This window comes from Serratia sp. FGI94, from assembly GCF_000330865.1.
Classification (GTDB): domain Bacteria; phylum Pseudomonadota; class Gammaproteobacteria; order Enterobacterales; family Enterobacteriaceae; genus Serratia_B; species Serratia_B rubidaea.
On record NC_020064.1, the window covers coordinates 2,614,218 to 2,637,055 of the forward strand.

The 22,838-nt window shown below is 57.2% G+C and carries 21 protein-coding genes; 12 read left to right on the forward strand and 9 right to left on the reverse strand.

The annotated features are described in order from the left end of the window. Window positions 1-27: 27 nt before the first annotated feature. Entirely contained in the window at window positions 28-1,044 is a 1,017-nt protein-coding gene (gene ansA / locus D781_RS11860) for an asparaginase (RefSeq protein WP_015672569.1), read from the forward strand. A gap of 16 nt (window positions 1,045-1,060) precedes the next feature. After that, on the forward strand, window positions 1,061-1,693 hold the full coding sequence (pncA, locus tag D781_RS11865) for a bifunctional nicotinamidase/pyrazinamidase (protein ID WP_015672570.1): 633 nt from the start codon (window positions 1,061-1,063) through the stop codon (window positions 1,691-1,693). A 62-nt stretch (window positions 1,694-1,755) separates the two neighbouring features. Here pncA and D781_RS11870 read toward each other — a convergent pair whose 3' ends face one another. Beyond that, entirely contained in the window at window positions 1,756-2,028 is a 273-nt protein-coding gene (locus tag D781_RS11870) for a DUF1315 family protein (RefSeq protein WP_015672571.1), read from the reverse strand. Between the two features lie 72 nt (window positions 2,029-2,100). Further along, complete coding sequence (msrB, locus tag D781_RS11875) at window positions 2,101-2,514, reverse strand: peptide-methionine (R)-S-oxide reductase MsrB (RefSeq protein WP_015672572.1); 414 nt, start codon at window positions 2,512-2,514, stop codon at window positions 2,101-2,103. 348 nt (window positions 2,515-2,862) lie between these two features. Between msrB and gapA the strand changes: the two genes are divergently transcribed. Next, a complete protein-coding gene (gapA, locus tag D781_RS11880) occupies window positions 2,863-3,858 on the forward strand; it encodes a glyceraldehyde-3-phosphate dehydrogenase (protein ID WP_015672573.1) in 996 nt (331 codons plus the stop codon). Window positions 3,859-3,964: 106 nt separating this feature from the next. Beyond that, the gene (locus D781_RS11885) at window positions 3,965-4,840 is read left to right on the forward strand and encodes a D-hexose-6-phosphate mutarotase (protein WP_015672574.1); all 876 of its coding nucleotides are present in this window, start codon (window positions 3,965-3,967) and stop codon (window positions 4,838-4,840) included. Window positions 4,841-4,908: 68 nt separating this feature from the next. Here the strand turns inward: D781_RS11885 and D781_RS11890 are convergent, their stop codons facing one another. Next, window positions 4,909-5,685: a MipA/OmpV family protein gene (locus D781_RS11890; protein ID WP_275450141.1), complete on the reverse strand. Its 777-nt coding sequence runs from the start codon at window positions 5,683-5,685 to the stop codon at window positions 4,909-4,911. A 578-nt stretch (window positions 5,686-6,263) separates the two neighbouring features. Between D781_RS11890 and yeaG the strand changes: the two genes are divergently transcribed. Then, entirely contained in the window at window positions 6,264-8,198 is a 1,935-nt protein-coding gene (yeaG, locus tag D781_RS11895) for a protein kinase YeaG (RefSeq protein ID WP_015672576.1), read from the forward strand. A 101-nt stretch (window positions 8,199-8,299) separates the two neighbouring features. Further along, a complete protein-coding gene (locus D781_RS11900; RefSeq protein ID WP_015672577.1) occupies window positions 8,300-9,568 on the forward strand; it encodes a YeaH/YhbH family protein in 1,269 nt (422 codons plus the stop codon). Between the two features lie 43 nt (window positions 9,569-9,611). Here the strand turns inward: D781_RS11900 and D781_RS22770 are convergent, their stop codons facing one another. Next, entirely contained in the window at window positions 9,612-9,773 is a 162-nt protein-coding gene (locus D781_RS22770; RefSeq protein ID WP_015672578.1) for a YqaE/Pmp3 family membrane protein, read from the reverse strand. 239 nt (window positions 9,774-10,012) lie between these two features. Between D781_RS22770 and D781_RS22775 the strand changes: the two genes are divergently transcribed. Continuing rightward, complete coding sequence (locus D781_RS22775) at window positions 10,013-10,189, forward strand: GhoT/OrtT family toxin (RefSeq protein WP_015672579.1); 177 nt, start codon at window positions 10,013-10,015, stop codon at window positions 10,187-10,189. A gap of 61 nt (window positions 10,190-10,250) precedes the next feature. Here D781_RS22775 and D781_RS11915 read toward each other — a convergent pair whose 3' ends face one another. Both D781_RS11915 and D781_RS24010 read right to left on the reverse strand, forming a co-directional pair. Beyond that, on the reverse strand, window positions 10,251-12,368 hold the full coding sequence (locus tag D781_RS11915) for a TonB-dependent siderophore receptor (RefSeq protein ID WP_015672580.1): 2,118 nt from the start codon (window positions 12,366-12,368) through the stop codon (window positions 10,251-10,253). 247 nt (window positions 12,369-12,615) lie between these two features. Further along, window positions 12,616-12,792: a hypothetical protein gene (locus D781_RS24010; RefSeq protein WP_015672581.1), complete on the reverse strand. Its 177-nt coding sequence runs from the start codon at window positions 12,790-12,792 to the stop codon at window positions 12,616-12,618. Between the two features lie 137 nt (window positions 12,793-12,929). Between D781_RS24010 and D781_RS11920 the strand changes: the two genes are divergently transcribed. Together D781_RS11920 and D781_RS11925 are read left to right on the forward strand one after the other, a co-directional pair. Continuing rightward, window positions 12,930-13,496, forward strand: a complete 567-nt coding sequence (locus D781_RS11920; RefSeq protein ID WP_015672582.1) for a 3'-5' exonuclease — start codon at window positions 12,930-12,932, stop codon at window positions 13,494-13,496. Window positions 13,497-13,635: 139 nt separating this feature from the next. After that, entirely contained in the window at window positions 13,636-14,829 is a 1,194-nt protein-coding gene (locus D781_RS11925) for a Bcr/CflA family efflux MFS transporter (RefSeq protein WP_041412125.1), read from the forward strand. Between the two features lie 2 nt (window positions 14,830-14,831). Here D781_RS11925 and dadX read toward each other — a convergent pair whose 3' ends face one another. Next, window positions 14,832-15,905, reverse strand: coding sequence for a catabolic alanine racemase DadX (dadX, locus tag D781_RS11930; RefSeq protein WP_015672584.1), 1,074 nt, complete (start codon window positions 15,903-15,905; stop codon window positions 14,832-14,834). A gap of 60 nt (window positions 15,906-15,965) precedes the next feature. Next, window positions 15,966-17,270: a D-amino acid dehydrogenase gene (locus D781_RS11935; protein ID WP_015672585.1), complete on the reverse strand. Its 1,305-nt coding sequence runs from the start codon at window positions 17,268-17,270 to the stop codon at window positions 15,966-15,968. Between the two features lie 527 nt (window positions 17,271-17,797). On the opposite strand from D781_RS11935, the gene D781_RS11940 reads away from it, so the two are divergent. Next, entirely contained in the window at window positions 17,798-19,333 is a 1,536-nt protein-coding gene (locus tag D781_RS11940; protein ID WP_015672586.1) for a SpoVR family protein, read from the forward strand. Between the two features lie 59 nt (window positions 19,334-19,392). On the opposite strand, the gene fadR is transcribed toward D781_RS11940, so the two are convergent. Then, window positions 19,393-20,112, reverse strand: a complete 720-nt coding sequence (gene fadR / locus D781_RS11945) for a fatty acid metabolism transcriptional regulator FadR (RefSeq protein WP_015672587.1) — start codon at window positions 20,110-20,112, stop codon at window positions 19,393-19,395. A 239-nt stretch (window positions 20,113-20,351) separates the two neighbouring features. Between fadR and nhaB the strand changes: the two genes are divergently transcribed. Next, window positions 20,352-21,923, forward strand: coding sequence for a sodium/proton antiporter NhaB (nhaB, locus tag D781_RS11950; protein WP_015672588.1), 1,572 nt, complete (start codon window positions 20,352-20,354; stop codon window positions 21,921-21,923). Between the two features lie 126 nt (window positions 21,924-22,049). Then, the gene (gene dsbB, locus D781_RS11955) at window positions 22,050-22,568 is read left to right on the forward strand and encodes a disulfide bond formation protein DsbB (RefSeq protein WP_015672589.1); all 519 of its coding nucleotides are present in this window, start codon (window positions 22,050-22,052) and stop codon (window positions 22,566-22,568) included. Window positions 22,569-22,838 lie beyond the last annotated feature (270 nt).

Below are 22,838 nucleotides of genomic sequence, written 5' to 3' on the forward strand. Positions count from 1 at the left end.
CATCTTATTACTTACCGATTCCCTGCCATGCAAAAAAAATCCATTTACGTCGCCTACACCGGCGGCACCATCGGTATGCAGCGTTCCGAACAGGGCTATATTCCGGCTTCCGGCCATTTACAGCGCCAGCTGGCGCTGATGCCTGAATTCCATCGCCCGGAGATGCCTGACTTCACCATTCATGAATATGCGCCGCTGATCGACTCCTCCGATATGACGCCGGAAGACTGGCAGCATATCGCCGACGATATCAAAGACAACTATCACCGCTACGACGGCTTTGTGATTCTGCATGGCACCGACACTATGGCGTTCACCGCTTCCGCGCTCTCCTTTATGCTGGAGAATCTGGATAAGCCGGTTATTGTGACAGGGTCACAAATCCCGCTGGCGGAACTGCGCTCCGACGGGCAAACCAACCTGCTGAACGCACTGTATCTGGCTGCCAATCACCCGGTGAATGAGGTCAGCCTGTTCTTCAACAACAAGCTGTTCCGCGGCAACCGCACCACCAAGGCGCATGCCGACGGCTTTGACGCCTTCGCCTCGCCCAACCTGCCGCCGCTGCTGGAAGCCGGCATCCATATCCGCCGCCAAGGCGGCATCCCTTCACCGGCCTGCCACGGCGAACTGAAAGTGCACAATATTACGCCGCAACCGATCGGCGTGGTGACGATTTACCCCGGCATCTCCGGCGCGGTGGTGCGCAACTTCCTGCTGCAGCCGGTCAAGGCGCTGATTCTGCGCTCTTACGGCGTCGGCAACGCCCCGCAAAAGGCTGAACTGGTGGATGAGCTGCGCGCCGCGTCCGAACGCGGTATCGTGGTGGTCAACCTCACCCAGTGCATGTCCGGCCGGGTAAATATGGGCGGTTACGCCACCGGCAACGCGCTGGCGCACGCCGGCGTCATCAGCGGTTTTGATATGACCGTCGAGGCGGCCCTGACGAAACTGCACTATCTGCTGAGCCTGCCGCTGACGCCGGAGGAAATCCGCCGGCAGATGCAGCAGGATTTACGCGGCGAACTGACGACCGCAGGCTGATACGCCGGGAGAAACGATGAACAGCGCCCTGTTATTGATCGATCTGCAAAACGACTTCTGCCCCGGCGGCGCGCTGGCGGTCGCGGACGGCGACGCCGTCATCGCGGTGGCTAACCAGGCGATTGCCGCCTGCCGTGACCGCGGCGACTGGACGATCGCCAGCCAGGACTGGCACCCGGCGCAGCATCGCAGTTTTGCCGTAAATTCATCAGGGCGGATCGGGGAACTGGGCGAACTGGAGGGACTGCCGCAGGTCTGGTGGCCGGTGCACTGCGTGCAGGAAAGCGCCGGCGCCGAGTTTCATCCGCGCCTGCAGCAGCGGCAAATCGATGCGGTATTTCGTAAAGGACAGGATCCGGCCATCGACAGCTACAGCGCGTTTTTTGATAACGGCCACCGGGCAAAAACCGCGCTGGATGACTGGCTGCGGGAGCGCAACGTCAGCGCATTGACCATCATGGGGCTGGCGACCGATTACTGCGTGAAGTTCAGCGTGCTGGATGCCCTGCAGCTGGGTTATGCCGTCCGGGTGATTACCGACGGCTGCCGCGGCGTCGATCTGCAGCCCGGCGACAGCGAACATGCGCTCCAGGCGATGCAACAGGCCGGCGCGCAATTAGTGACCTTGTCACAATTCCTGCAACGCTAGACGAACGGCGGGCGACCTGACGTCGCCCGCTTTCATTCCGCACCCCGCCCACCGCCCGCCGCTTACTGCGGCTTCAGCTTAATCAGCGGCTCTGCGGCAAACTGCTGCTTCAACTCTTGCTTGCTCTTCATCACGATCTGGCCGTCGGTGCCGATGCTCATATGCTGCGGATCGTGGTTATGCATCGCCTGCCACAGCATCACCGCCTGCAGGCTGTTCTCTTTCTGTTCCGGCGTCAGCGCCACGCCGTCCGGCCATTTACCCAACTCCACCGCCTGCGCCAGGCGCTGGTAGATCTCCGGCGTCATCGCCGCAACCAAATCCTTCACGTCCATCAGGGCCGTCCTTCACTCATATTCCTACTGCCGTTGAATAATAGCTGAATCGATTTTTCTGACAAAATTCGCTCAGCCAGCCGTCTTCTCGCCGTTGGCCGCGTCGGTAAAGCTCAGCGAAGCGGAGTTAACGCAATAACGCTCGCCGGTCGGCTGCGGGCCGTCAGGGAACACGTGGCCCAGGTGCGCGTCGCAGTTGCCGCAGCGAATCTCAACCCGCTGCATATTATGCGAATTATCATCAAGATAGCGGATGGCATCGTCGGAGACCGGCTCATAGAAGCTGGGCCAGCCGCAGCCGGAGTCATACTTGCTTTCGGAATAAAACAGCGGTGCGTTACAGCACAGGCAGTGGTAGAGACCATCGCGTTTGTTCTGCAGCAATTTGCCGGAATACGGCGCTTCCGTACCGCGTTCCTGGGTCACATAACGTTGTATTTCATTCAGTTCCGTGACCGGGGTGTGGGGGGCGTTCTCTTTGCTCATAGATGCGATTCCCAAAATATGGATAATGTCAACGAAAACAATGATTAATGATAACAAAAAATTAACAGCGCTGCAGGCCTTTTTAGCCTAAACTGTAGCGCATAAAGTCCACGCCGGGGCGTTATGTGATAAGGATCACATATCTGACCCGAGCGCTCTTTAAACTTGGCGGTTTGCCCCCATTTGCCCAATGAGGCCGAACGCAAACGGAATGTACAATAAGCGTGCAAACTCAGCTCTCCGCTTTGACTTGCCGCAAGAATTGACACGATTCCGCTTGACGCTGGGTAAGGTTTTTGTAATTTTACAACCAACCTTTTATTCACTAACAAATAGCTGGTGGAATATATGACTATCAAAGTAGGTATCAACGGTTTTGGCCGTATCGGTCGCATTGTTTTCCGTGCCGCTCAGGAACGTTCTGACATCGAAATCGTTGCAATCAACGATCTGTTAGACGCAGAGTACATGGCTTACATGCTGAAGTATGACTCTACCCACGGCCGTTTCAACGGCACGGTAGAAGTTAAAGACGGCCACCTGGTTGTTAACGGCAAAACCATCCGTGTTACCGCAGAGAAAGACCCGGCTAACCTGAAGTGGAACGAAGTGGGTGTTGACGTTGTTGCTGAAGCAACCGGTATCTTCCTGACCGACGAAACCGCACGTAAACACATCACCGCAGGCGCCAAGAAAGTTGTGCTGACCGGCCCTTCCAAAGATGCGACCCCAATGTTCGTACGTGGCGCCAACTTTGAAAAATACGCTGGCCAGGACATCGTTTCCAACGCATCTTGCACCACTAACTGCCTGGCTCCGCTGGCTAAAGTCATCAACGACAAGTTCGGCATCGTTGAAGGCCTGATGACCACCGTTCACGCTACCACTGCAACGCAGAAAACCGTTGATGGCCCGTCTCACAAAGACTGGCGCGGCGGCCGCGGCGCATCCCAGAACATCATCCCTTCTTCTACCGGCGCAGCAAAAGCGGTAGGCGTTGTTCTGCCAGAGCTGAAAGGCAAACTGACCGGTATGGCATTCCGCGTTCCGACGCCAAACGTGTCCGTGGTTGACCTGACCGTACGTCTGGAAAAATCCGCGACTTACGAAGACATCAAGAAAGCCATCAAAGAAGCCGCTGAAGGCGAGCTGAAAGGCGTTCTGGGCTACACCGAAGACGACGTGGTTTCTACCGACTTCAACGGTGAAGTACTGACTTCCGTGTTCGATGCCAAAGCGGGTATCGCACTGAACGACAACTTTGTGAAACTGGTTTCCTGGTACGACAACGAAACTGGCTACTCCAACAAAGTACTGGATCTGATCGCTCACATCTCCAAATAATGGCGTGATGTACAGCTGATTGATGAGGGCGACATTCATGTCGCCCTTTTTTATTGGTTTTCTCCCCTGCTCAGCGAGAGCAAATGGCGATCGATAAGGTGACACGATGAATGAAAAAGTTTTCACCCTGCCCATCAGCAAGCAGATCTCCCCGTATATCAGCCAGCGGCAGCTGGACGAACTGAGCGTGGTGGTGGTATCTCACCCCAAAGTCCGCGCGGCGGTGACGCTGCAGGGCGCGCATTTAATCAGCTGGCAGCCGAGCGGCGAACGGCCCGTCATCTGGCTGAGCGATAACACCCCGTTTAAAACCGGCAGTGCCATCCGCGGCGGCGTACCCATCTGCTGGCCATGGTTCGGCCCGGCCGGCAAACCGTCGCACGGCTTTGCACGTAACCAACCCTGGCGGCTGACCGCCCACGACGAAGATCAGGACGGCGTTATCCTCACCTTTACGCTGCAGGATAACGAACAGACCCGCAAGCTGTGGCCGCACGCTTTCATGCTGATCGCCCGCTTCAAGCTGGGGGAAAGTTGTGAGATCGAGCTGGAATCACACGGCGACTATCAGGCTACCGCGGCGCTGCACAGCTATTTCCAAATCGGCGATATCGCCAGGGTCAGCGTTGCCGGGCTCGGGGAAACCTATCTGGATAAAGTGGCCAACGGCGCCGAGGCCCGCCAGAGCGGCGAGGTGACCTTCAGCGGCCAGACCGACCGCATTTACACCCAGCCGGCGGCCTGCAGCCTGATCAAGGATCCGGCGCTGCAGCGCACGATTGAAGTGCAGCACCACCATATGAGCGATGTGATCGCCTGGAACCCGGGGGCGGAGCTATCCTGCAGCATGGCGGATATGGCCAACGACGGCTACAAGACCATGGTGTGCGTTGAAACCGGGCGGCTCAGCAAGCCGCTGCTGGCGCAGGGCGAACAGCCGGCCCGTCTGGCGGTCACCTTCCGCTGCCGCAAAGGCGCCTGAGCCCGTGCTGGACGGCAGATAAGCAAAAGGGGCGCAGGCGCCCCTTTTCTCTTGGCGTACAGCCGCCGTCAGAAGGTGTAAGTAACACCGCTCCACAGCATGCCGTCGTACGAGGTGTCCACCATCGGGCTGTCTTTGACTTCATCAGACAGGCGCACGTAGCGGCCCATAAAGAAGGCGTTCCAGCTCTTGTTGATCTGGTAGTTCGCCGTCAGCTCCAGGTATGGCGCCCAGCTGTCGCTCGGCTTGTAGCTGTTCAGGCCGCTGCGACGCGATTCATTGTCGCTCACGCCGTAGTAGTATTTATTCTGGTTTTTGCTGCTCCAGGTTACGCCGACGCCCGGCGCCAGGCTCCAGTCGCCCAGCTGGAACTTGTACAGATAGGCCAGATCGCCGACCAGTCCGTTGCTGTTATCCAGCGTATCGCCGCTGAAGGCCGCACGCAGCGTACCCCATTCGGCGTTGTGCGAATACGCCAGCCCGGCCATCAGCGTGCCGCGGCGCTTATCCAGGCGCTTCATGCGATCGTCGTCGCTGTCGCCCGGCCTGAAGTGCAGCGGTGAATAGTACGCCATCACGCTGAGCTTATTGACCTGATCGTTCCACAGGTAGTAGCCGGCGGTCAGCGTATGGAAGTAAAAATCCTCGCTGTCATAGTTGATCACCGGCACCGGATACAGGCGGGTGTTGTTGCCCTTGTAAGGGTCCGGCGTCAGCAGCGCCGATGCCCCCAGCGACCAGGTTCCAGCCTGAGCGCCCTGCGCGCACAGCAGCGTACCGGCGATTGCCAACGTTTTGAATTTGAAAATTTTCACCCGTTCGATTCCCCTTCGTTGTTCTTGTATAAACACGTTACGCCGCCGGCTTGGCAACGCGCGTCCCGATGCAAACTCCGCTGACGCCACTCGAGACGCGGCATTGTCATACCATTATCCGATCGGCGTCGTCAAAATAGCGCCATATTCTAGGTGAAATTTTAGTGACGCGCTTTATCTTTACATGTTAAATCGCACCGGATAGGTCACATTAATGCCGAAATATGTATAAAGCATGTCAGAAACATGACGTTTCCCCCGTCAGGCCGCAGCCAATAAGGCTCTCCTTTTTCCCTGAAATAACTGAGTCATTGATATGACTTAAAAAAAGCTTTTTCGCTGACAGGAAATTTTCCGCTATGCCAACTAAGCTTAAATCAGAAGCTGAAATTACCCTGAGCCCAGTGGCAATACAGCGCAACTCGCGATAATAAGCGCAACAGGTTGGCAGACGGGTTGCTGTACTCAGGTTTTAACTTCTTCTTTCGGGGGCCGGAATAGGTACTCAATGTTATTGAGTTGCGGCGCTACGGCCGCAGTCTCAATCCCAACGGGTCTATCACCCACTCCCTTTAACCTGTGCTAATAACGAAAGGACGGGCATCGCCATGAACATATTTGACCACTATCGCCAGCGCTATGAAGCTGCCAAGGACGAAGAGTTCACACTGCAGGAATTTCTTACCATTTGCCGGGAAGATCGCAGTGCCTACGCCAATGCCGCAGAACGACTGCTAATGGCTATCGGTGAACCGGTCATGGTCGACACCGCGCTTGAATCCCGCATGTCGCGCCTGTTCTCCAACCGCGTGATCGCGCGCTATCCGGCCTTTGAAGAGTTCTACGGCATGGAGGAGGCTATCGAACAGATCGTCTCTTACCTGAAACACGCCGCACAGGGCCTGGAAGAGAAAAAACAGATCCTGTATCTGCTGGGGCCGGTCGGCGGCGGTAAGTCCTCGCTGGCCGAACGGCTGAAAGCGCTGATGCAGCTGGTGCCTATCTACACGTTAAGCGCCAACGGCGAGCGCAGCCCGGTGAATGACCATCCGCTGTGCCTGTTCAATCCGCAGGAAGACGCCGGGATTCTGGAAAAAGAGTACAACATTCCGCGCCGCTACCTCGGCACCATAATGTCGCCATGGGCGGCGAAACGCCTCCATGAGTTTGGCGGCGACATCACCAAGTTCAAGGTGGTGAAAGTACGTCCGTCGATTCTCGAACAGATCGCCATCGCCAAAACCGAACCCGGCGATGAAAACAACCAGGACATCTCGGCCCTGGTCGGTAAGGTCGATATCCGCAAACTGGAAAACCACGCGCAGAACGATCCTGACGCCTACGGCTATTCCGGCGCTCTGTGCCGCGCCAACCAGGGGCTGATGGAGTTTGTCGAAATGTTTAAGGCGCCGATTAAGGTGCTGCACCCGCTGCTGACCGCCACGCAGGAAGGCAACTATAACGGTACCGAAGGCATCTCCGCCCTGCCGTTCAACGGCATTATTCTGGCCCACTCCAACGAATCGGAATGGGTGACGTTCCGCAACAACAAAAACAACGAAGCCTTCCTGGACCGCGTATATATCGTCAAGGTGCCGTACTGCCTGCGGGTGTCGGAAGAGATCAAAATCTACGACAAACTGCTGGACCACAGCGAGCTGACCCACGCGCCGTGCGCGCCGGGCACACTGGAAACGCTGGCGCGCTTTACCGTGCTGTCGCGGCTGAAAGAGCCGGAAAACTCCAGCCTCTACTCGAAAATGCGCGTTTACGACGGTGAAAGCCTGAAAGATACCGATCCGAAGGCCAAGTCGTATCAGGAATACCGCGACTATGCCGGCGTGGACGAAGGGATGAACGGCCTGTCGACCCGCTTCGCCTTCAAGATTTTGTCGCGCGTGTTCAACTTCGATCATACCGAAGTGGCGGCCAACCCGGTGCACCTGTTCTACGTGCTGGAACAACAGATTGAACGCGAACAGTTCCCGCAGGATCTGGCGGAAAAATATCTGGAGCACCTGAAAGGCTACCTGATCCCGAAATACGCCGAGTTTATCGGCAAAGAGATCCAGACCGCCTATCTGGAGTCCTACTCCGAGTACGGCCAGAATATTTTCGACCGCTACGTAACCTATGCGGACTTCTGGATCCAGGATCAGGAGTACCGCGATCCGGATACCGGCCAGCTGTTTGACCGGGAATCGCTTAACGCCGAACTGGAGAAAATTGAAAAACCTGCCGGCATCAGCAACCCGAAAGATTTCCGCAATGAAATCGTCAACTTCGTGCTGCGCGCCCGGGCGAACAATAACGGCCGCAATCCTAACTGGACCAGTTATGAGAAGCTGCGCACGGTTATCGAGAAGAAAATGTTCTCGAATACCGAAGAGCTGCTGCCGGTCATCTCCTTTAACGCTAAAACCTCAACGGACGAGCAGAAAAAACACGACGACTTTGTCGATCGCATGATGGAAAAAGGGTATACCCGCAAGCAGGTGCGTTTACTGTGCGAATGGTATCTGCGGGTCAGAAAATCCTCCTGATAACGCGCTGCGAGTGACGTCGTAGAGGGATGCCTTAATAGCCCGCGGGCTGCAGCTCGCGGGCTACAGGGCATAGAAAGTTGGCAATGGTTGGGGGAACTATGGCTTATTTCATTGATCGACGGCTGAACGGCAAAAACAAAAGCATGGTGAATCGCCAGCGCTTCCTGCGCCGCTACAAGTCGCAAATCAAACAGTCGATCGCCGAGGCCATCAACAAGCGTTCGGTCACCGACATAGAGAGTGGCGAATCCGTATCGATTCCCAACGCCGATATCAACGAACCGATGTTCCATCAGGGCCGTGGCGGCACGCGCCATCGCGTCCATCCCGGTAACGATCACTTTGTACAAAACGACCGTGTCGAGCGGCCGCAGGGCGGCGGCGGTGGCGGCAGCGGCCAGGGCAACGCCAGTCAGGACGGTGAAGGCCAGGATGATTTCGTGTTCCAAATCTCCAAAGATGAGTATCTCGATCTGCTGTTTGAGGATTTGGCGCTGCCGAACCTGAAGAAGAATGAGTACAAACAGCTTACCGAGTTTAAAACCCATCGCGCCGGCTTTACCGCCAACGGCGTGCCCGCCAACATCAGCATCGTGCGCTCCCTGCAAAACTCGCTGGCGCGCCGCACGGCGATGACCGCCGGCAAACGCCGCGAACTGCGCCAGTTGGAAGAGCAGTTGACCACCCTGGAGAACACCGAGCCGGTGCAGCTGCTGGAAGAGGAGCAGCTGCGTAAGGAGATTGCCGAACTGCGGCAGAAAATTGAACGCGTGCCCTTTATCGATACCTTCGATTTACGCTACAAGAATTATGAACGCCGTCCGGAGCCGTCCAGCCAGGCGGTAATGTTCTGCCTGATGGACGTTTCCGGTTCGATGGATCAGGCAACGAAAGATATGGCCAAACGTTTTTATATCCTGCTCTATCTGTTCCTGAGCCGCACCTATAAAAACGTCGAGGTGGTGTATATCCGCCACCATACGCAGGCCAAGGAGGTCGACGAACAGGAATTCTTCTACTCGCAGGAAACCGGCGGCACCATTGTTTCCAGCGCGCTGAAGCTGATGAGCGAGGTGGTGGAGGAACGTTACAACCCGGCGCAGTGGAATATCTATGCGGCACAGGCGTCGGACGGCGACAACTGGGCCGATGACTCCCCGCTGTGCCACGAACTGCTGGCGAAAAAACTGCTGCCGATCGTGCGCTACTATAGCTATATCGAAATTACCCGCCGGGCGCATCAAACCCTGTGGCGTGAATATGAAAACCTACAGGCCAGGTTCGACAACTTCGCCATGCAGCACATTCGTGAGCCGGACGATATCTATCCGGTATTCCGCGAGCTGTTCCATACTCAAACCGCCTGAATGCCGTTTCTCAGGGCCGGGTATCCCCCCGGCCCTTCTTCTATCAGGAATCTTTGGTCTGCACCCAAAATGCATGAATCAGGCCTGGGAAATATCCCAGCAACGTCAGAATAATATTCAAAATAAATGCGCCGCCCACCCCTTTGCCCAGCAGCACGCCCAGCGGCGGTATAAGGATGGTAAATACGATACGCCAAAAGCCCATAATGCCTCCTCAGTGTGCTTGTACTCTGTCAACCTATTATATCTGCTTAATAATTCCAAAAGTTTATCAGCGCTGCACCTATTTTTCGGCGTAGTCTTACGCCGGCTTAACGCTTATTTTTAATGGGGGTATATGACGTCAGGGAATAACGAGCCACGTGATTAGTCGGCGCTGGTCGTTGATTATACGCGGCGATGCTCCTAGAATGCGCGCTGAGAAATATTACTGGAATGAGTTTCATGTCGTCGCTGTGGGTTGCAACACAATATTTTTATTTGTTTGGCTTTTTATTCTCTGTGGTTTTTACCTATCTGGTCAGCCGGGATACGATTAAAATTCGCTGTCTCAGCGCCCTCACCATCGGCCTCACCTGGCCCCTTAGTTTGCCGGTCGTTTTACTGTTCTCCCTGTTCTGAAGCCGGCCAACGCCGCTGAAATCGCCACGCCGTCCATCCATGCCGGCGCGGCGATCGTCTGTCAGAAATCGTACCCCACCGTCGCGACAACGCTGCGCTCCTGCCCCCAATAGCAGTAGCTGGTGCCGTAACAGGCCGCGACGTACTTTCTGTCCGCCAGATTATTCACGTTCAGCTGGACGTAGGCGCCCTTCAACGTCGGCGCCACCTGCGCCAGATTCATGCGTACCGAAGCGTCCAATAAGGTCACGGACGGAATACGCCGGGTATTCTCATTATCCGCCCACTGTTTACCAATATAACGCACGCCCGCGCCGACGTTCAGCCCGTAACCGGCATCGTACTGTCCCCACAGCGTCGCCATCTGGTCCGGCGCCAGATACGGCGTATTGCCGTTATTGCCGTCAATGGCGTCTTTAAATTTCACCTTGTTATAGGTGTAACCGGCAATCACATTGAGGCGATCGGTCACCTGGGAGCGTGCTTCCAGTTCAATCCCCTGCGAATGCACCTTCCCGGCAGGATCGTAGTAGCTCTGCTGCACTACCCGGTTCGCCACGTCTTTCTGCGTGAGATCGTACAGCGACACGCTGTACAGCGATGTGCTGCCCGGCGGCTGGTATTTCAGGCCGACTTCATACTGCTTGCTGGTGCTGGGCTTGAGCATATGGCCGTCCTTATCCGCCAACGCTTCCGGGGTGATCGCCGTGCTGTAGCTAGCATACGGCGAGAAGCCGTTGTCGAAGTGATAAAGCAGCGAGGCGCGACCGCTGAAGTGGTGATCGTTGCGCGAATCGCTACTGTCCGCGGTCAGGTTAGTATTTTTGCTTTCCAGGCGATCGTAGCGGCCGGCCAGGTTGAGATACCAGTTATTCAGGGCGATCTCATCCTGCAGGTAGACGCCGGTTTGCTGGTAGCGGCGGCGCGAGTCGGTGCGCGCCACGCCGGTCAGCAATGGCTCCGTCGCCTCGCCGGTATAAGGGTTCAGCGGCGAAGCGCCGCCGGCCTCATCCCACAGATTATTGCGGAAGCGCTGATAGTCCAGCCCCAGCAGCATCTTATGGTCCAACAGGCCGGTGGCAAACTCGGCTTCCAGCTGGTTATCCACGGCGTAGGCGTCCAGCGAGGTATTAGATCCGCTGTAGTAGCGGTTCAGCAGCGTATGATCGTCATTCCAGCCCGCCTGATAAACCTGCTCCAGTTCAACGTTCGAATGGGTATAGCTGGCGTTTTGCCGGAAGGTCCAGATATCGTTAAACCGGTGCGAGAAGGCGTAGCTGTAGATCTGTTCCCAACGCTTGAACACATTATGGCGGCTGTCGCCGTCAAAGAATCCCCGCCCCAGCTTGTCGCCCTGGCTGGCATACAGGCTGCCGTCCGCCGGCACCGCGCTGTGATAGCCGCCGGACGGATCTTTTTGCAGGTAGGCTTTCAGCAGCAGCGAGGTGTCTTCACTCGGCTGCCACAGCAGCGACGGCGCAATCGCGTAGCGCTCTTCGCGCTGGTGGTCATACATGGTATCGCTGCTGCGCGTCATGCCCGTCAGCCGGTATGCCCATTGATCCGACAGCGCGCCGGTCACGTCAAACGCCCCGCCCTGGGTATGGTGATTGCCGCCCGTCAGGTTAAGATGCCCTTCCGTGGCGAACTGCGGCCGCTTGCTGGTCAGCGCCACCAGACCGCCGGGGATACTTTGGCCATACATGACCGAAGACGGCCCTTTAATCACGTCAACCCGCTCCAGGAACCAGGGATCGACCTGCAGCGCGTTGTAGCTGCCGCTGTCGCTCAGTAAACGCAGCCCGTCCAGAAAGGTGTTATTCACATCGCCGCCATGAAAGCCCCGCAGCGCAATAGTGTCATAGCGCGTCGCCCCGCCGGAAAAATTGGTGAATACCCCCGGCGTATACTTCAGCGCATCGTTAACCGTTAATGCATTCTGGTCGGTCATCTGTTGACGCGTCACCACCGACACCGCCTGCCCGGTCAAAATCAGCGGACGGTCGGTTTTCGTCGCCCCCTGGCTGGTACCGGCGGTGTAGCCGTGGGTGGCGGAGTCCGCCGTGTCCGCCGGCCCGGCGGTCACCAGCAGCGTATCCTCCGCCCAGGAAGAGAGCGGTAAAAACAGCGCGATGGCGCAGAACAAACGGGAGCGTTTGACAGGAAAAATCCCAGACATAGCCGTAATTCCTATTGGAAGCCATAAAATTTACACCGCAAAGAGACCAAACGGTTTCGATGACCGTCCGGTCAGTGCGAGATGCGGTGCGCTGGTGTTAAGCAAGTGGAAATAACTGTAAAGATAATAACAATGATAATTATTATCTTTTATGGGTGGGAAGTTCAAGCATGCTCGGCGTTCACCAGCAGGAAAACTGGCGACGGTATCCGGTGGATAACAGCAGAGAAAGGGGATAAATCGGCGATTATCTGGCCGGAGGCGGCAGCGCGTCAGAAATATGCGGCTCGGAGATATCCACCATACGGCAGATTTTGCTGTAGTTGCTGTAGCCCTCGCAGACTTTGTCTGCCACAAAGGTGCCCAGGTACCCCAGCACCAGCGCATACCCCAGCATGCAACAAATAAAGATCAGCGTTCTCACTCCGGCGGCTACCTCCAGCAAAATCTAGGCATATCATAGCGTGATTCCCCCTTTTACGCCTGCCCTGAATTGATGCTGCGCGACCATGCCGGCTTTGTAGTATCCTGTGATCACGTTTTGGCGAGCAGAGAAACCTGATGCACCATGTGATGTTGGATATAGAAACGCTGGATGTGAAGCCAAGCGCGGTCATACTGGTGGTTGCCGCCGTATTTTTCGATCCGAAAACCGGTCAGTTGGGCGAGGAATTTGAAGCGGCCGTCAGCCCGCAAAAAGAACAGGACGGCAGAACGATCGGTCTGGACACCGTCGCCTGGTGGGCCAAACAATCCGATGAGGCGCGCAAGGCCGCCTTTAACGGCAGCGATAGCCTAAAACGCGTGCTGACCAACCTGAGCCGCTTTATGCATATGCACAGCACCGATACGGTCAAGGTCTGGGGCAACGGCAAAGAGTTTGACTGCGCCATTCTGGAGCACGCTTTTCAGCAGTTGGCGATGCCCTGCCCGTGGAAGTTCTGGCATACGCAGGACGTTCGCACCCTCGTAACGCTGGCGGATCTGCACGGCTTTAACCCTAAAAAGAGCCGGCCGTTCGAAGGCACGCCGCACCGGGCGCTGGACGATGCCAAGCATCAGGCCCGATACGTCGCCGACGTGGTGGCCAACTGCTATTTTCGTCACGACGCCGCACCGCTGCCCTAGCCACGACGGGCGCGTAAGCACGGCCGTTAGCGCCGTGGTCGCGCTGACGGTATAACAACATGGTGCGCCGCCCTTTCCATTTCCCCGCGGAGGCACTACCCTAAGCCACTTTGCCACCCGGATGTGCTATTTTTTTATTATGCAAAAGTTTCTCTTTCTCCTGCTGAGCCTGGTCTTGCTGGGACCGCTAGGCATCGACCTCTATCTGCCGGCCATACCGGCTATCGCACTGGGCCTGAACAGCAGCGAAGCGGTGATCCAATCCACTATTTCGCTGTTTATTCTGGTGCTGGGGCTGGGCCAGGTCGTCGCCGGCCCGCTGGTGGATAACTATGGCCGCAAGCCGGTCGCACTGGCCGGCATTATCCTGTATATGATCGGCGCAGCAATGGCCGCGCTGGCCGACAGCCCGACGCTGTTTATCGCCTCACGCCTGCTGCAGGGCGTCGCGGTCTGCTGCACCGCCGTGGTGGCGTTTAGCGGCGTGCGTGACCGCATGAACGGCGACGACGCCGCGCGCGCCTTCGGCTTCCTCAACGGTACGCTGAATATTATCCCGGCGCTGGCGCCGCTGCTGGGCGGTTTGCTGGCGGAAGCATTCGGCTGGCGCGCCCCCTTCTGGTTCCTGGTCCTCTACGCGCTGCTGGTGTTGGTGCTGATCGCCCTGCGCCTGCCGGAAACCCGACCGGCGGATACGCGGCCGGTAAAAGGTCTTCCCGTACGCCAGTATGCACGGATCCTGCGTCAGTCACGCTTTGTCTCTTTTGCCGTGGTCAACTCGGGCGCCATGGGCATGGCGCTCACTTACGTCTCGCTGGCGCCGAATGTGCTGATGGGCACCGCCGGCCTGACGCCGCTGCAGTTTTCCCTGGCGTTCGGCGCCAATGGCTTCTGGATTATGCTGGTGAGTTTTTTCGTCAACCGGGTGATCCGCAAGGTCGGCCGGCCATTTTGCCTGGCGACCGGCGGCGTGCTGATGGGACTGGGATGTGCGGCCCTGCTGTTTGACATCGCCTTCCTGTCACCGGCGGCGCAAGCCCACTGGCTGGCCTATATGCTGCCGGTTGCCATCGGCTGCGCCGGACTGGCGTTTGTGATGGGGCCGGCCACCAGCTATGCGCTGGAGCCGTACTCCAATGAGGCCGGCGTGGCTTCGGCACTGGTGGGTTTTGTGCAGATGGCCGGCGGCGCGGCGCTGGGACTGTTGGCGATGGCGCTGCCGCTGCAGCCGAAAATGGCGCTGGCGCTGGTGATGGCGACTGGCTGTTTACTGGCGCTGCACGCCCGGCAGCGCAGTAAACAGTTAAAAGGCCAGTTAAACCGGGTCAGTTAATGTTATGCGCCGGCCTCCACCGGCACCCGCGGCGTGAGTGCCGTCAGCAGCTCGTATCCCAGCGTACCGGCTGCGGCGGCCACGTCGTCCACCGGCAAATGCCGGCCCCACAGCTCTACCTCCGCGCCGATGGCCGCCTGCGGGCACGGCGTCAGATCCACCGCCAGCATATCCATCGATACCGTGCCGACGGTGCGCGTCAGTACGCCGTCAACCCAAACCGGCGTGCCGCTTTGCGCATGACGCGGATAACCGTCGGCATAGCCGCAGGCGACAATGCCGATCCGCTGAACCGCGCTGGCGGTATAACGCCAGCCGTAGCCGACGCAGTCGCCGGATTTTAACGTCTGCACGGCAATAATCTCGCTGCGCAATGACATCGTCGCCTGCAGCCCCGTGGCGGCAATATCAGCCGAATTGCCGCTCGGCGACGCGCCGTACAAGATAATGCCCGGCCGCACCCAGCTGCCGTGCGTATCCGGGTGCCATAGCGTTGCCGCCGAGTTGGCCAGGCAGCGCGGCAGCGGCAGATCCGCCGCCGCGCTGTCGATGGTCGCCATTTGCTGTGTCACGCCGCGCGCCTCATCGGCGGTGGCGAAGTGGCTCATCAGCGTCATGGCGCCGATATTGGCAATCCCCTGCGCCTGCTGCCAGACGCTGCGTATCCGGTCAGGTGCGAAGCCCAGCCGGTTCATCCCGCTATTCAGCTTCAGATAGATATTCAGCGGCGCCGTCAGACGCGCATCGGCAATCGCCGCCAGCTGCCAGTCGCTGTGTACGGCGGTGGTCAGCTGATAGCGATCGACCAGCGCCAGATCCTCCGGCTGAAAAAAACCCTCCAGCAGCAGAATCGGCCCCTGCCAGCCGGACTCGCGCAGCAGCACCGCTTCCGCCAGGTCCAGTAACGCAAAACCGTCGGTATTCGCCAGGCTGCGCCAGACGTATTTAAGACCGTGGCCATAGGCGTTCGCCTTCACCACCGACCACACTTTCGCGCCGGGCGCGTGACGGCGAATAACCTGTAAGTTGTTGTCGAACGCCGCCAGGTGCAGCGTTGCGGTAATTGGGCGGGGCATGGGCTCTCCTTCAGCCGTTTTGACGCCGGCCGCAGTCTGCCCTGCGGCCGGCCGAGAGGGTTAACGCGCCGGATGCGCGTCGTTCAGCGGTGTGCGCTGCGAATGGGTCATGCCACCACTGTAACGCGCCACGGAGAGATCGTCGAACGGGATCGCCGGCGTAATGCCGGAAATCAGGTCGGCAAGCAATTGGCCAGAACCGCAGGCCATTGTCCAGCCCAGCGTACCGTGGCCGGTATTGAGGTACAGGTTCTTTAACGAGGTGCGGCCAACAATCGGCGTGCCGTCCGGCGTCATCGGCCGCAGGCCGGTCCAGAATGTCGCCTGCTCAACCTGACCGCCGTTGGGATACAGATCGCGCACCACCATCTCCAGCGTCTCGCGCCGCTTCTGCTCCAGCTCGGTATTAAAACCAACGATTTCGGCCATGCCGCCGACGCGAATACGCTGATCAAAGCGGGTAATAGCAACCTTATAGGTTTCATCCAGCACCGTGGAGTACGGCGCCGCCGCTTCATCGGTAATCGGAATGGTCAGCGAGTAGCCTTTCAGCGGATATACCGGGATCGACACCAGCCCGCGCAACAGCGCGGTCGAATAGGAACCGAAGGCCACTACGTAGCTGTCCGCGGTCAGAGTCTGCCCACCGCACTGCACACCGGTAATTTTATCGCCGTCCACCAGCAAACGATCGACGTGCTGGTCATACAGGAAGGTCACGCCCGCCTGCTCCGCCATCTTGGCCAGACGCTGGGTAAACAGCTGGCAATCGCCGGTTTCATCATTCGGCAGTTGCAGGCCGCCGGTCAGCTTGTGCGCCACCTGCGCCAGCGCCGGCTCCGCCGTGGCCAACTGGCTGGACTCCAGCAGTTTGTAAGGGACACCGGCGTCTTCCAGCACCGCGATATCTTTCGCCGCGTTCTCAAACTGCTGCTGCGAGCGGAACAGCTGCAGCGTGCCTCGCTGACGCCCTTCGTATTCGATACCGGTTTCCTGACGCAGCGCCTTGATGCAGTCGCGACTGTACTCAGCCAGACGCACCATCCGCCCTTTGTTGGTCGCATAGTGTGACGTGTTGCAGTTCTTCAGCATCTGCCACATCCAGTTGATCTGGAAGCCAGTGCCATCCAGGCGGATCGCCAGCGGCGCATGGCGTTGGAACATCCATTTGATGGCCTTCAGCGGCACGCCGGGCGCGGCCCACGGCGCAGCGTAACCCGGCGAGATCTGGCCGGCGTTGGCAGCGCTGGTTTCCAGCGCCGGCCCCGGCTGACGATCGACCACCGTCACTTCATGTCCGGCTTTCGCCAGATACCAGGCGCTGGCGACGCCAACCACTCCACTACCTAAAATCAACACTCGCATCACTGACTCCAGCCCGAGGCTTAACAAAGCATAATCTTCTGTTGACGGCAAATTAACTCAGTGGAAAAAACCATCCAACAAATTAATTTTTAATCGTGACAGATTTCACAATTAATTTATCGTTCAAGCCGCTTCCTTTTGCAATAGCCGAATTTAAATAGCGATAAGCTGCGGTAAAAGCCGGTTTAGGGAGAGAATACCGCCCAGGATCGCAATCAATGACTGCAATGCAGTCATTAAAAACCGGCCTAATGTGCAACAGCTCGTTAACAGAATATAAAATCAACCCCAGCAAACAAAACAGAGCATTAATCTGCTTTTACCGGCAAAACTCAACACATCATGCGACACGAGATCGGCAGTGAAACAGCAGAAAAAACTCGTCCTTCATCCCCCTCTCTCCGGCGAACTCAGACAGGACGTTGAATTTTTAGACTTTATAACCCCCTCGCCCTGTTCTTTTTTGAGCTACGATTGATGAAGGGCCGCCGTAATGAGCATGGCCCGTACACAATGAGGGTGCGCTGATGACAACTTCAACACATGATCAAATTATGGATGAAAAACGTCTGAGCGATGGACCAGACTGGACGTTTGAGCTGCTGCAGGTCTATCTGGATCAGATTGACCGCGTCGCCAAGCATTACAAACTGGATACCTATCCGCACCAAATCGAGGTCATCACCTCTGAGCAGATGATGGATGCCTACTCCAGCGTCGGGATGCCGATTAACTACACGCACTGGTCATTCGGTAAGAAATTTATCGAGACCGAGCAGCTCTACAAGCATGGGCAGCAGGGGCTGGCCTATGAAATCGTCATCAATTCCAACCCGTGTATCGCCTACCTGATGGAAGAAAACACCATCACCATGCAGGCGCTGGTGATGGCGCATGCCTGCTATGGGCACAACTCATTCTTCAAGAACAACTACCTGTTTCGCAGCTGGACCGACGCCAGTTCCATCGTCGATTACCTGCTGTTCGCCCGCCATTACATCAGCGAATGTGAAGAACGCTACGGCGTCGAAGAGGTGGAGAAGCTGCTCGACTCCTGCCACGCGCTAATGAACTACGGCGTAGACCGCTATAAGCGTCCGCAAAAGATTTCGCTGCAGGAAGAGAAAGCCCGCCAGAAAAGCCGGGAAGAGTATCTGCAAAGCCAGGTAAACTCGCTGTGGAAAACGCTGCCGCGCGTCGAGCGCGAAGATGCGCCGGAGCAAGAGCGTCGCTACCCCAGCGAGCCACAGGAGAATATTCTCTACTTTATGGAGAAAAACGCCCCGCTGCTGGAGCCGTGGCAGCGGGAAATCCTGCGCATTGTGCGCAAGGTCAGCCAGTATTTCTACCCGCAAAAGCAGACGCAGGTGATGAATGAAGGCTGGGCCACCTTCTGGCATTACACCATTCTCAATCATCTGTATGACGAAGGGCGCGTCAGCGAACGCTTTATGCTGGAGTTTTTACACAGCCACACCAACGTGGTATACCAGCCGCCCTATAACAGCCCCTATTACAACGGCATCAACCCCTATGCGCTCGGCTTCGCCATGTTCCAGGATATCAAGCGCATCTGTCAGTCGCCGACGGAAGAAGACCGCTACTGGTTCCCGGACTTTGCCGGCAAAGACTGGCTGGAAACGCTGCACTTCGCCATGCGCGATTTCAAGGATGAAAGTTTTATCAGCCAGTTCCTGTCACCGAAGCTGATGCGCGATTTCCGCCTGTTCACCGTGCTGGACGACGACCGCAACAACTACCTGGAAATCTCGGCCATCCATAATGAGGCGGGATACCGGGCGATTCGTCAGGAGCTGTCGGCGCAGTACAACCTGAGCAACCACGAACCCAATATTCAGGTGTGGAACGTTGATCTGCGCGGCGACCGTTCGCTGACGCTGCGCTACGTGCCGCAGGAGCGCGCGCCGTTGGATAAAAGCCGCCGTGAGGTGATGAAGCATGTGTACCGGCTGTGGGGGTTTGACGTAATCCTGGAGCAGCAGAACGAAGACGGCAGCGTCGAACTGCTGGAGCGCTGCCCGCCGCGCCCCAGTACGCTTTAGCGCGCAGCAAAAAGGGCGCAAAATGCGCCCTTTGGTTATCTGCCTACGCCACGTTGTGGTTAACGGCGCACTTCAGTCAGATCGCTCGGCATGGTGCCCTGCATACTCTGCCAGATCGCACCGCTCTCCTTGCCATAGTTACGCACCGTCTCCATCACCTGGTCGTACATTTTCTCATGGCACAGCATCGACAGCCTGCTGTAGAACGTACGCGCCAGCTTGCGCGCTTCCGGGTTGGAGAAGTAGTAGCGACCAACGCGGGTATACAGCCCTTTCAGGCCGTTGAAGATCAGTCCGTAAATCGGGTTGCCGGACACAAAGGCCAGGCCGCGGAAAATTTCATAATCCAGCGTATTGAACGCCTCAGCCTGATCTTCAACCTCCGACGCCTTCGCCAGCACGGCCTGCGCTTCCTCAGGGTGGTTACGCACCGCTGAACGGATGAAGATAGAGGCGATATTGGTGCGCACCGACAATAAGTTGTCGATCAGTTGCGGGACGCTGTTATGATCGAGGCGTGCCAGCGTTTCCAGAATGTTGAGGCCGGATGTTTCCCAAAAGTTATTCACTTTGGTCGGCTTGCCGTGCTGAATCGTCAGCCAGCCATCGCGCGCCAAACGCTGTAAAACCTCGCGTAATGTGGTGCGCGTGACACCAATCAGTTCAGATAGCTCACGCTCCGCGGGCAAAATAGAGCCAGGAGGGAAGCGATTATTCCAAATACTTTCAATAATGTACTCTTCCGCAAAACCGGCTGGACTCTGTGCCTTAATGACCATGTGTTTGACGTTCCGTTGCAACGATATAATTAATAGTAGTCAGCTGATCATACCAGATCATGCTGGTATGACATAGTACGAGTGGGAAACTATAAACGAAAGTGTGCATAAGCTGGCAAAAAACAGCCGAAAACGGCGAAACCCATGAATTTTAGGTTGAAATTTCTGCCGTGGTTGCATCGCAACCGCCGGCGTTGGTAGGGTAGCAGCAATTTTTATTCAAGGTAGCAAGATATAATATGGAAATGACAACACGCAGCGCCGTTGTGAAAAATTTTCTCGGCCAATCCCCTGACTGGTATAAGTTAGCCATCCTGATATTTCTGGCGGTTAATCCGCTGGTCTTTTTCCTGGTAAGCCCCTTCGCCGCCGGCTGGCTGCTGGTGGCGGAATTTATCTTCACCCTGGCGATGGCGCTTAAGTGCTACCCGCTGCAGCCCGGCGGCCTGCTGGCGCTGGAGGCGGTCGCCATTGGCATGACCAGCCCGGCGCACGTCGGTGAAGAGATTGCCAATAATATTGAAGTGCTGCTGCTGCTGATCTTTATGGTGGCCGGCATCTACTTTATGAAGCAGCTGCTGCTGTTCGTGTTTACCAAGCTGTTGCTGAATATCCGCTCCAAGATGCTGCTGTCGCTGGCGTTCTGTCTGGCGGCGGCGGTACTCTCGGCGTTTCTTGACGCCCTGACGGTCGTCGCCGTGGTGATCAGCGTCGCTAGCGGGTTTTACTCTATCTACCATAATGTCGCCTCCAACCAGCCGGAAGACGCGCATAACGTCAACGACGACAGCGGCATCGACGGCGACGATCGTAAACAGACGCTGGAACAGTTCCGCGCCTTTCTGCGCAGCCTGCTGATGCACGCCGGCGTCGGCACCGCGCTCGGCGGCGTGATGACCATGGTCGGCGAACCGCAGAACCTGATTATCGCCAAAAGCGCCGGCTGGGGATTCATTGACTTCTTCCTGCGCATGGCGCCGGTCACCCTACCGGTCTTTGTCTGTGGGCTGCTGGTGTGCCTACTGGTAGAGCGCTTTGGCGTCTTCGGCTACGGTGCGCAGCTGCCGGAACGCGTGCGCGAGGTGTTAACCGAGTTTGACCGCCAGGCCAGCGCCAAGCGCAACCGCCAGGAAAAAATCAAACTGGTGGTGCAAGCGCTAATCGGCATCTGGCTGGTCGCCGCGCTCGCCCTGCATCTGGCGGAAGTCGGCCTGATTGGTTTGTCGGTCATTATTCTCGCCACCTCGCTGTGCGGCGTGACCGACGAACATGCCATCGGCAAGGCGTTCCAGGAAGCCCTGCCGTTCACCGCCCTGCTGACGGTATTTTTCACCGTGGTCGCCGTGATCATCGAACAGCATCTGTTCAGTCCGGTTATCGCGTTTGTGCTGCAGGCAGAGCCGTCGGCGCAGCTGATGCTGTTCTACGTGTTTAACGGCCTGCTGTCGGCGGTTTCCGATAACGTCTTCGTCGGCACGGTGTACATCAACGAAGCCAAAGCCGCCCTCACCAGCGGCGCCATCTCGCTGAAGCAGTTTGAAATGCTGGCGGTGGCGATCAACACCGGCACCAACCTGCCGTCGGTCGCCACGCCAAACGGACAGGCGGCATTTCTGTTCCTGCTGACCTCGGCGCTGGCGCCGCTGGTGCGCCTTTCTTATGGCCGCATGGTGTGGATGGCGCTGCCGTATACCATTGTACTGGCGCTGGTCGGACTGCTGTGCGTCGAGTTTACCCTGGCGCCCGTTACCGACCTGCTGACGCAGTGGCACTGGCTCACGCTGCCACCGTTGGATGCCGTCGAACACTGATTCAGTACGCCGTCCCCGTTGCCAGCCATACTTTGTTACCGCGAAAAGGGTATCTGATGGCTGGCAACGCGGTTGAATTGGTTTACACTGCCGGTTCAATTGGTTACTGCATGGAAGACTCAAGATATGTTGCGATTCTTTAAGCGCTGCTCACAAGGACGCCGCGCATGGCTGCTGATGGCCATCACCGCGCTGGCGCTGGAACTGACCGCGCTCTATTTCCAGCACGTTATGCTGCTGCAACCTTGCGTGATGTGTATTTATGAGCGCTGTGCGCTGTTTGGCATTCTGGGAGCCTCGCTGCTGGGCGCTATCGCGCCGAAAACACCGCTGCGCTATGCCGCTATTCTGCTGTGGATCTACAGCGCCTGGGAAGGTGTGAAGCTGGCATGGGACCATACCATGCTGATTCTGCACCCCTCACCATTCAATACCTGCGACTTTTTCGTCAGCTTCCCTTCCTGGCTGCCGCTGGATAAATGGATGCCGGCCGTATTTCATGCCTCCGGCGACTGCTCAGTCAGCCAGTGGAAGTTCCTGACGCTGGAAATGCCGCAGTGGCTGGTCGGCATCTTCGCCGCCTATCTGCTGGTCGCCGCGATCGTACTGCTCAGCCAGGCGATGCGTTCACGTCAGCCAGGTTAACGCTGAATAAAGCATCGGCATCAATCTGAAAGGCGCCTGACGGCGCCTTTTTTCGTATCAATACAGCACGTTTTAGCGTAATTTTTCTGATTATGCGTCACTCATTACTCGTCAGTCGGAAAACTCTAAATTGCAGCAAAAAGCGTGAAACAATCATGGTTGAATGCCAAAATACCATGATGATCAACCTGAGCTCCGACGATGCTCACACCGTCAATAGGTTAACCAAGTGAATAAAAACAACTTTCCCTGTCATGATCGGCCCAGCAA

Excerpts from the sequence above, each read along its gene's own strand:
- D781_RS11915 (WP_015672580.1), bottom strand. The coding sequence starts at position 12,368 with ATGTCTGGGATTTTTCCTGTCAAACGCTCCCGTTTGTTCTGCGCCATC.
- D781_RS11935 (WP_015672585.1), bottom strand. The coding sequence starts at position 17,270 with ATGCGAGTGTTGATTTTAGGTAGTGGAGTGGTTGGCGTCGCCAGCGCC.
- gapA (WP_015672573.1), top strand. The coding sequence starts at position 2,863 with ATGACTATCAAAGTAGGTATCAACGGTTTTGGCCGTATCGGTCGCATT.
- dadX (WP_015672584.1), bottom strand. The coding sequence starts at position 15,905 with ATGCCCCGCCCAATTACCGCAACGCTGCACCTGGCGGCGTTCGACAAC.
- yeaG (WP_015672576.1), top strand. The coding sequence starts at position 6,264 with ATGAACATATTTGACCACTATCGCCAGCGCTATGAAGCTGCCAAGGAC.
- D781_RS11870 (WP_015672571.1), bottom strand. The coding sequence starts at position 2,028 with ATGGACGTGAAGGATTTGGTTGCGGCGATGACGCCGGAGATCTACCAG.
- D781_RS11900 (WP_015672577.1), top strand. The coding sequence starts at position 8,300 with ATGGCTTATTTCATTGATCGACGGCTGAACGGCAAAAACAAAAGCATG.
- dsbB (WP_015672589.1), top strand. The coding sequence starts at position 22,050 with ATGTTGCGATTCTTTAAGCGCTGCTCACAAGGACGCCGCGCATGGCTG.
- fadR (WP_015672587.1), bottom strand. The coding sequence starts at position 20,112 with ATGGTCATTAAGGCACAGAGTCCAGCCGGTTTTGCGGAAGAGTACATT.
- D781_RS11885 (WP_015672574.1), top strand. The coding sequence starts at position 3,965 with ATGAATGAAAAAGTTTTCACCCTGCCCATCAGCAAGCAGATCTCCCCG.
- pncA (WP_015672570.1), top strand. The coding sequence starts at position 1,061 with ATGAACAGCGCCCTGTTATTGATCGATCTGCAAAACGACTTCTGCCCC.
- D781_RS22775 (WP_015672579.1), top strand. The coding sequence starts at position 10,013 with ATGTCGTCGCTGTGGGTTGCAACACAATATTTTTATTTGTTTGGCTTT.
- D781_RS11925 (WP_041412125.1), top strand. The coding sequence starts at position 13,636 with ATGCAAAAGTTTCTCTTTCTCCTGCTGAGCCTGGTCTTGCTGGGACCG.
- D781_RS11940 (WP_015672586.1), top strand. The coding sequence starts at position 17,798 with ATGACAACTTCAACACATGATCAAATTATGGATGAAAAACGTCTGAGC.
- D781_RS22770 (WP_015672578.1), bottom strand. The coding sequence starts at position 9,773 with ATGGGCTTTTGGCGTATCGTATTTACCATCCTTATACCGCCGCTGGGC.
- ansA (WP_015672569.1), top strand. The coding sequence starts at position 28 with ATGCAAAAAAAATCCATTTACGTCGCCTACACCGGCGGCACCATCGGT.
- D781_RS11920 (WP_015672582.1), top strand. The coding sequence starts at position 12,930 with ATGCACCATGTGATGTTGGATATAGAAACGCTGGATGTGAAGCCAAGC.
- msrB (WP_015672572.1), bottom strand. The coding sequence starts at position 2,514 with ATGAGCAAAGAGAACGCCCCCCACACCCCGGTCACGGAACTGAATGAA.
- nhaB (WP_015672588.1), top strand. The coding sequence starts at position 20,352 with ATGGAAATGACAACACGCAGCGCCGTTGTGAAAAATTTTCTCGGCCAA.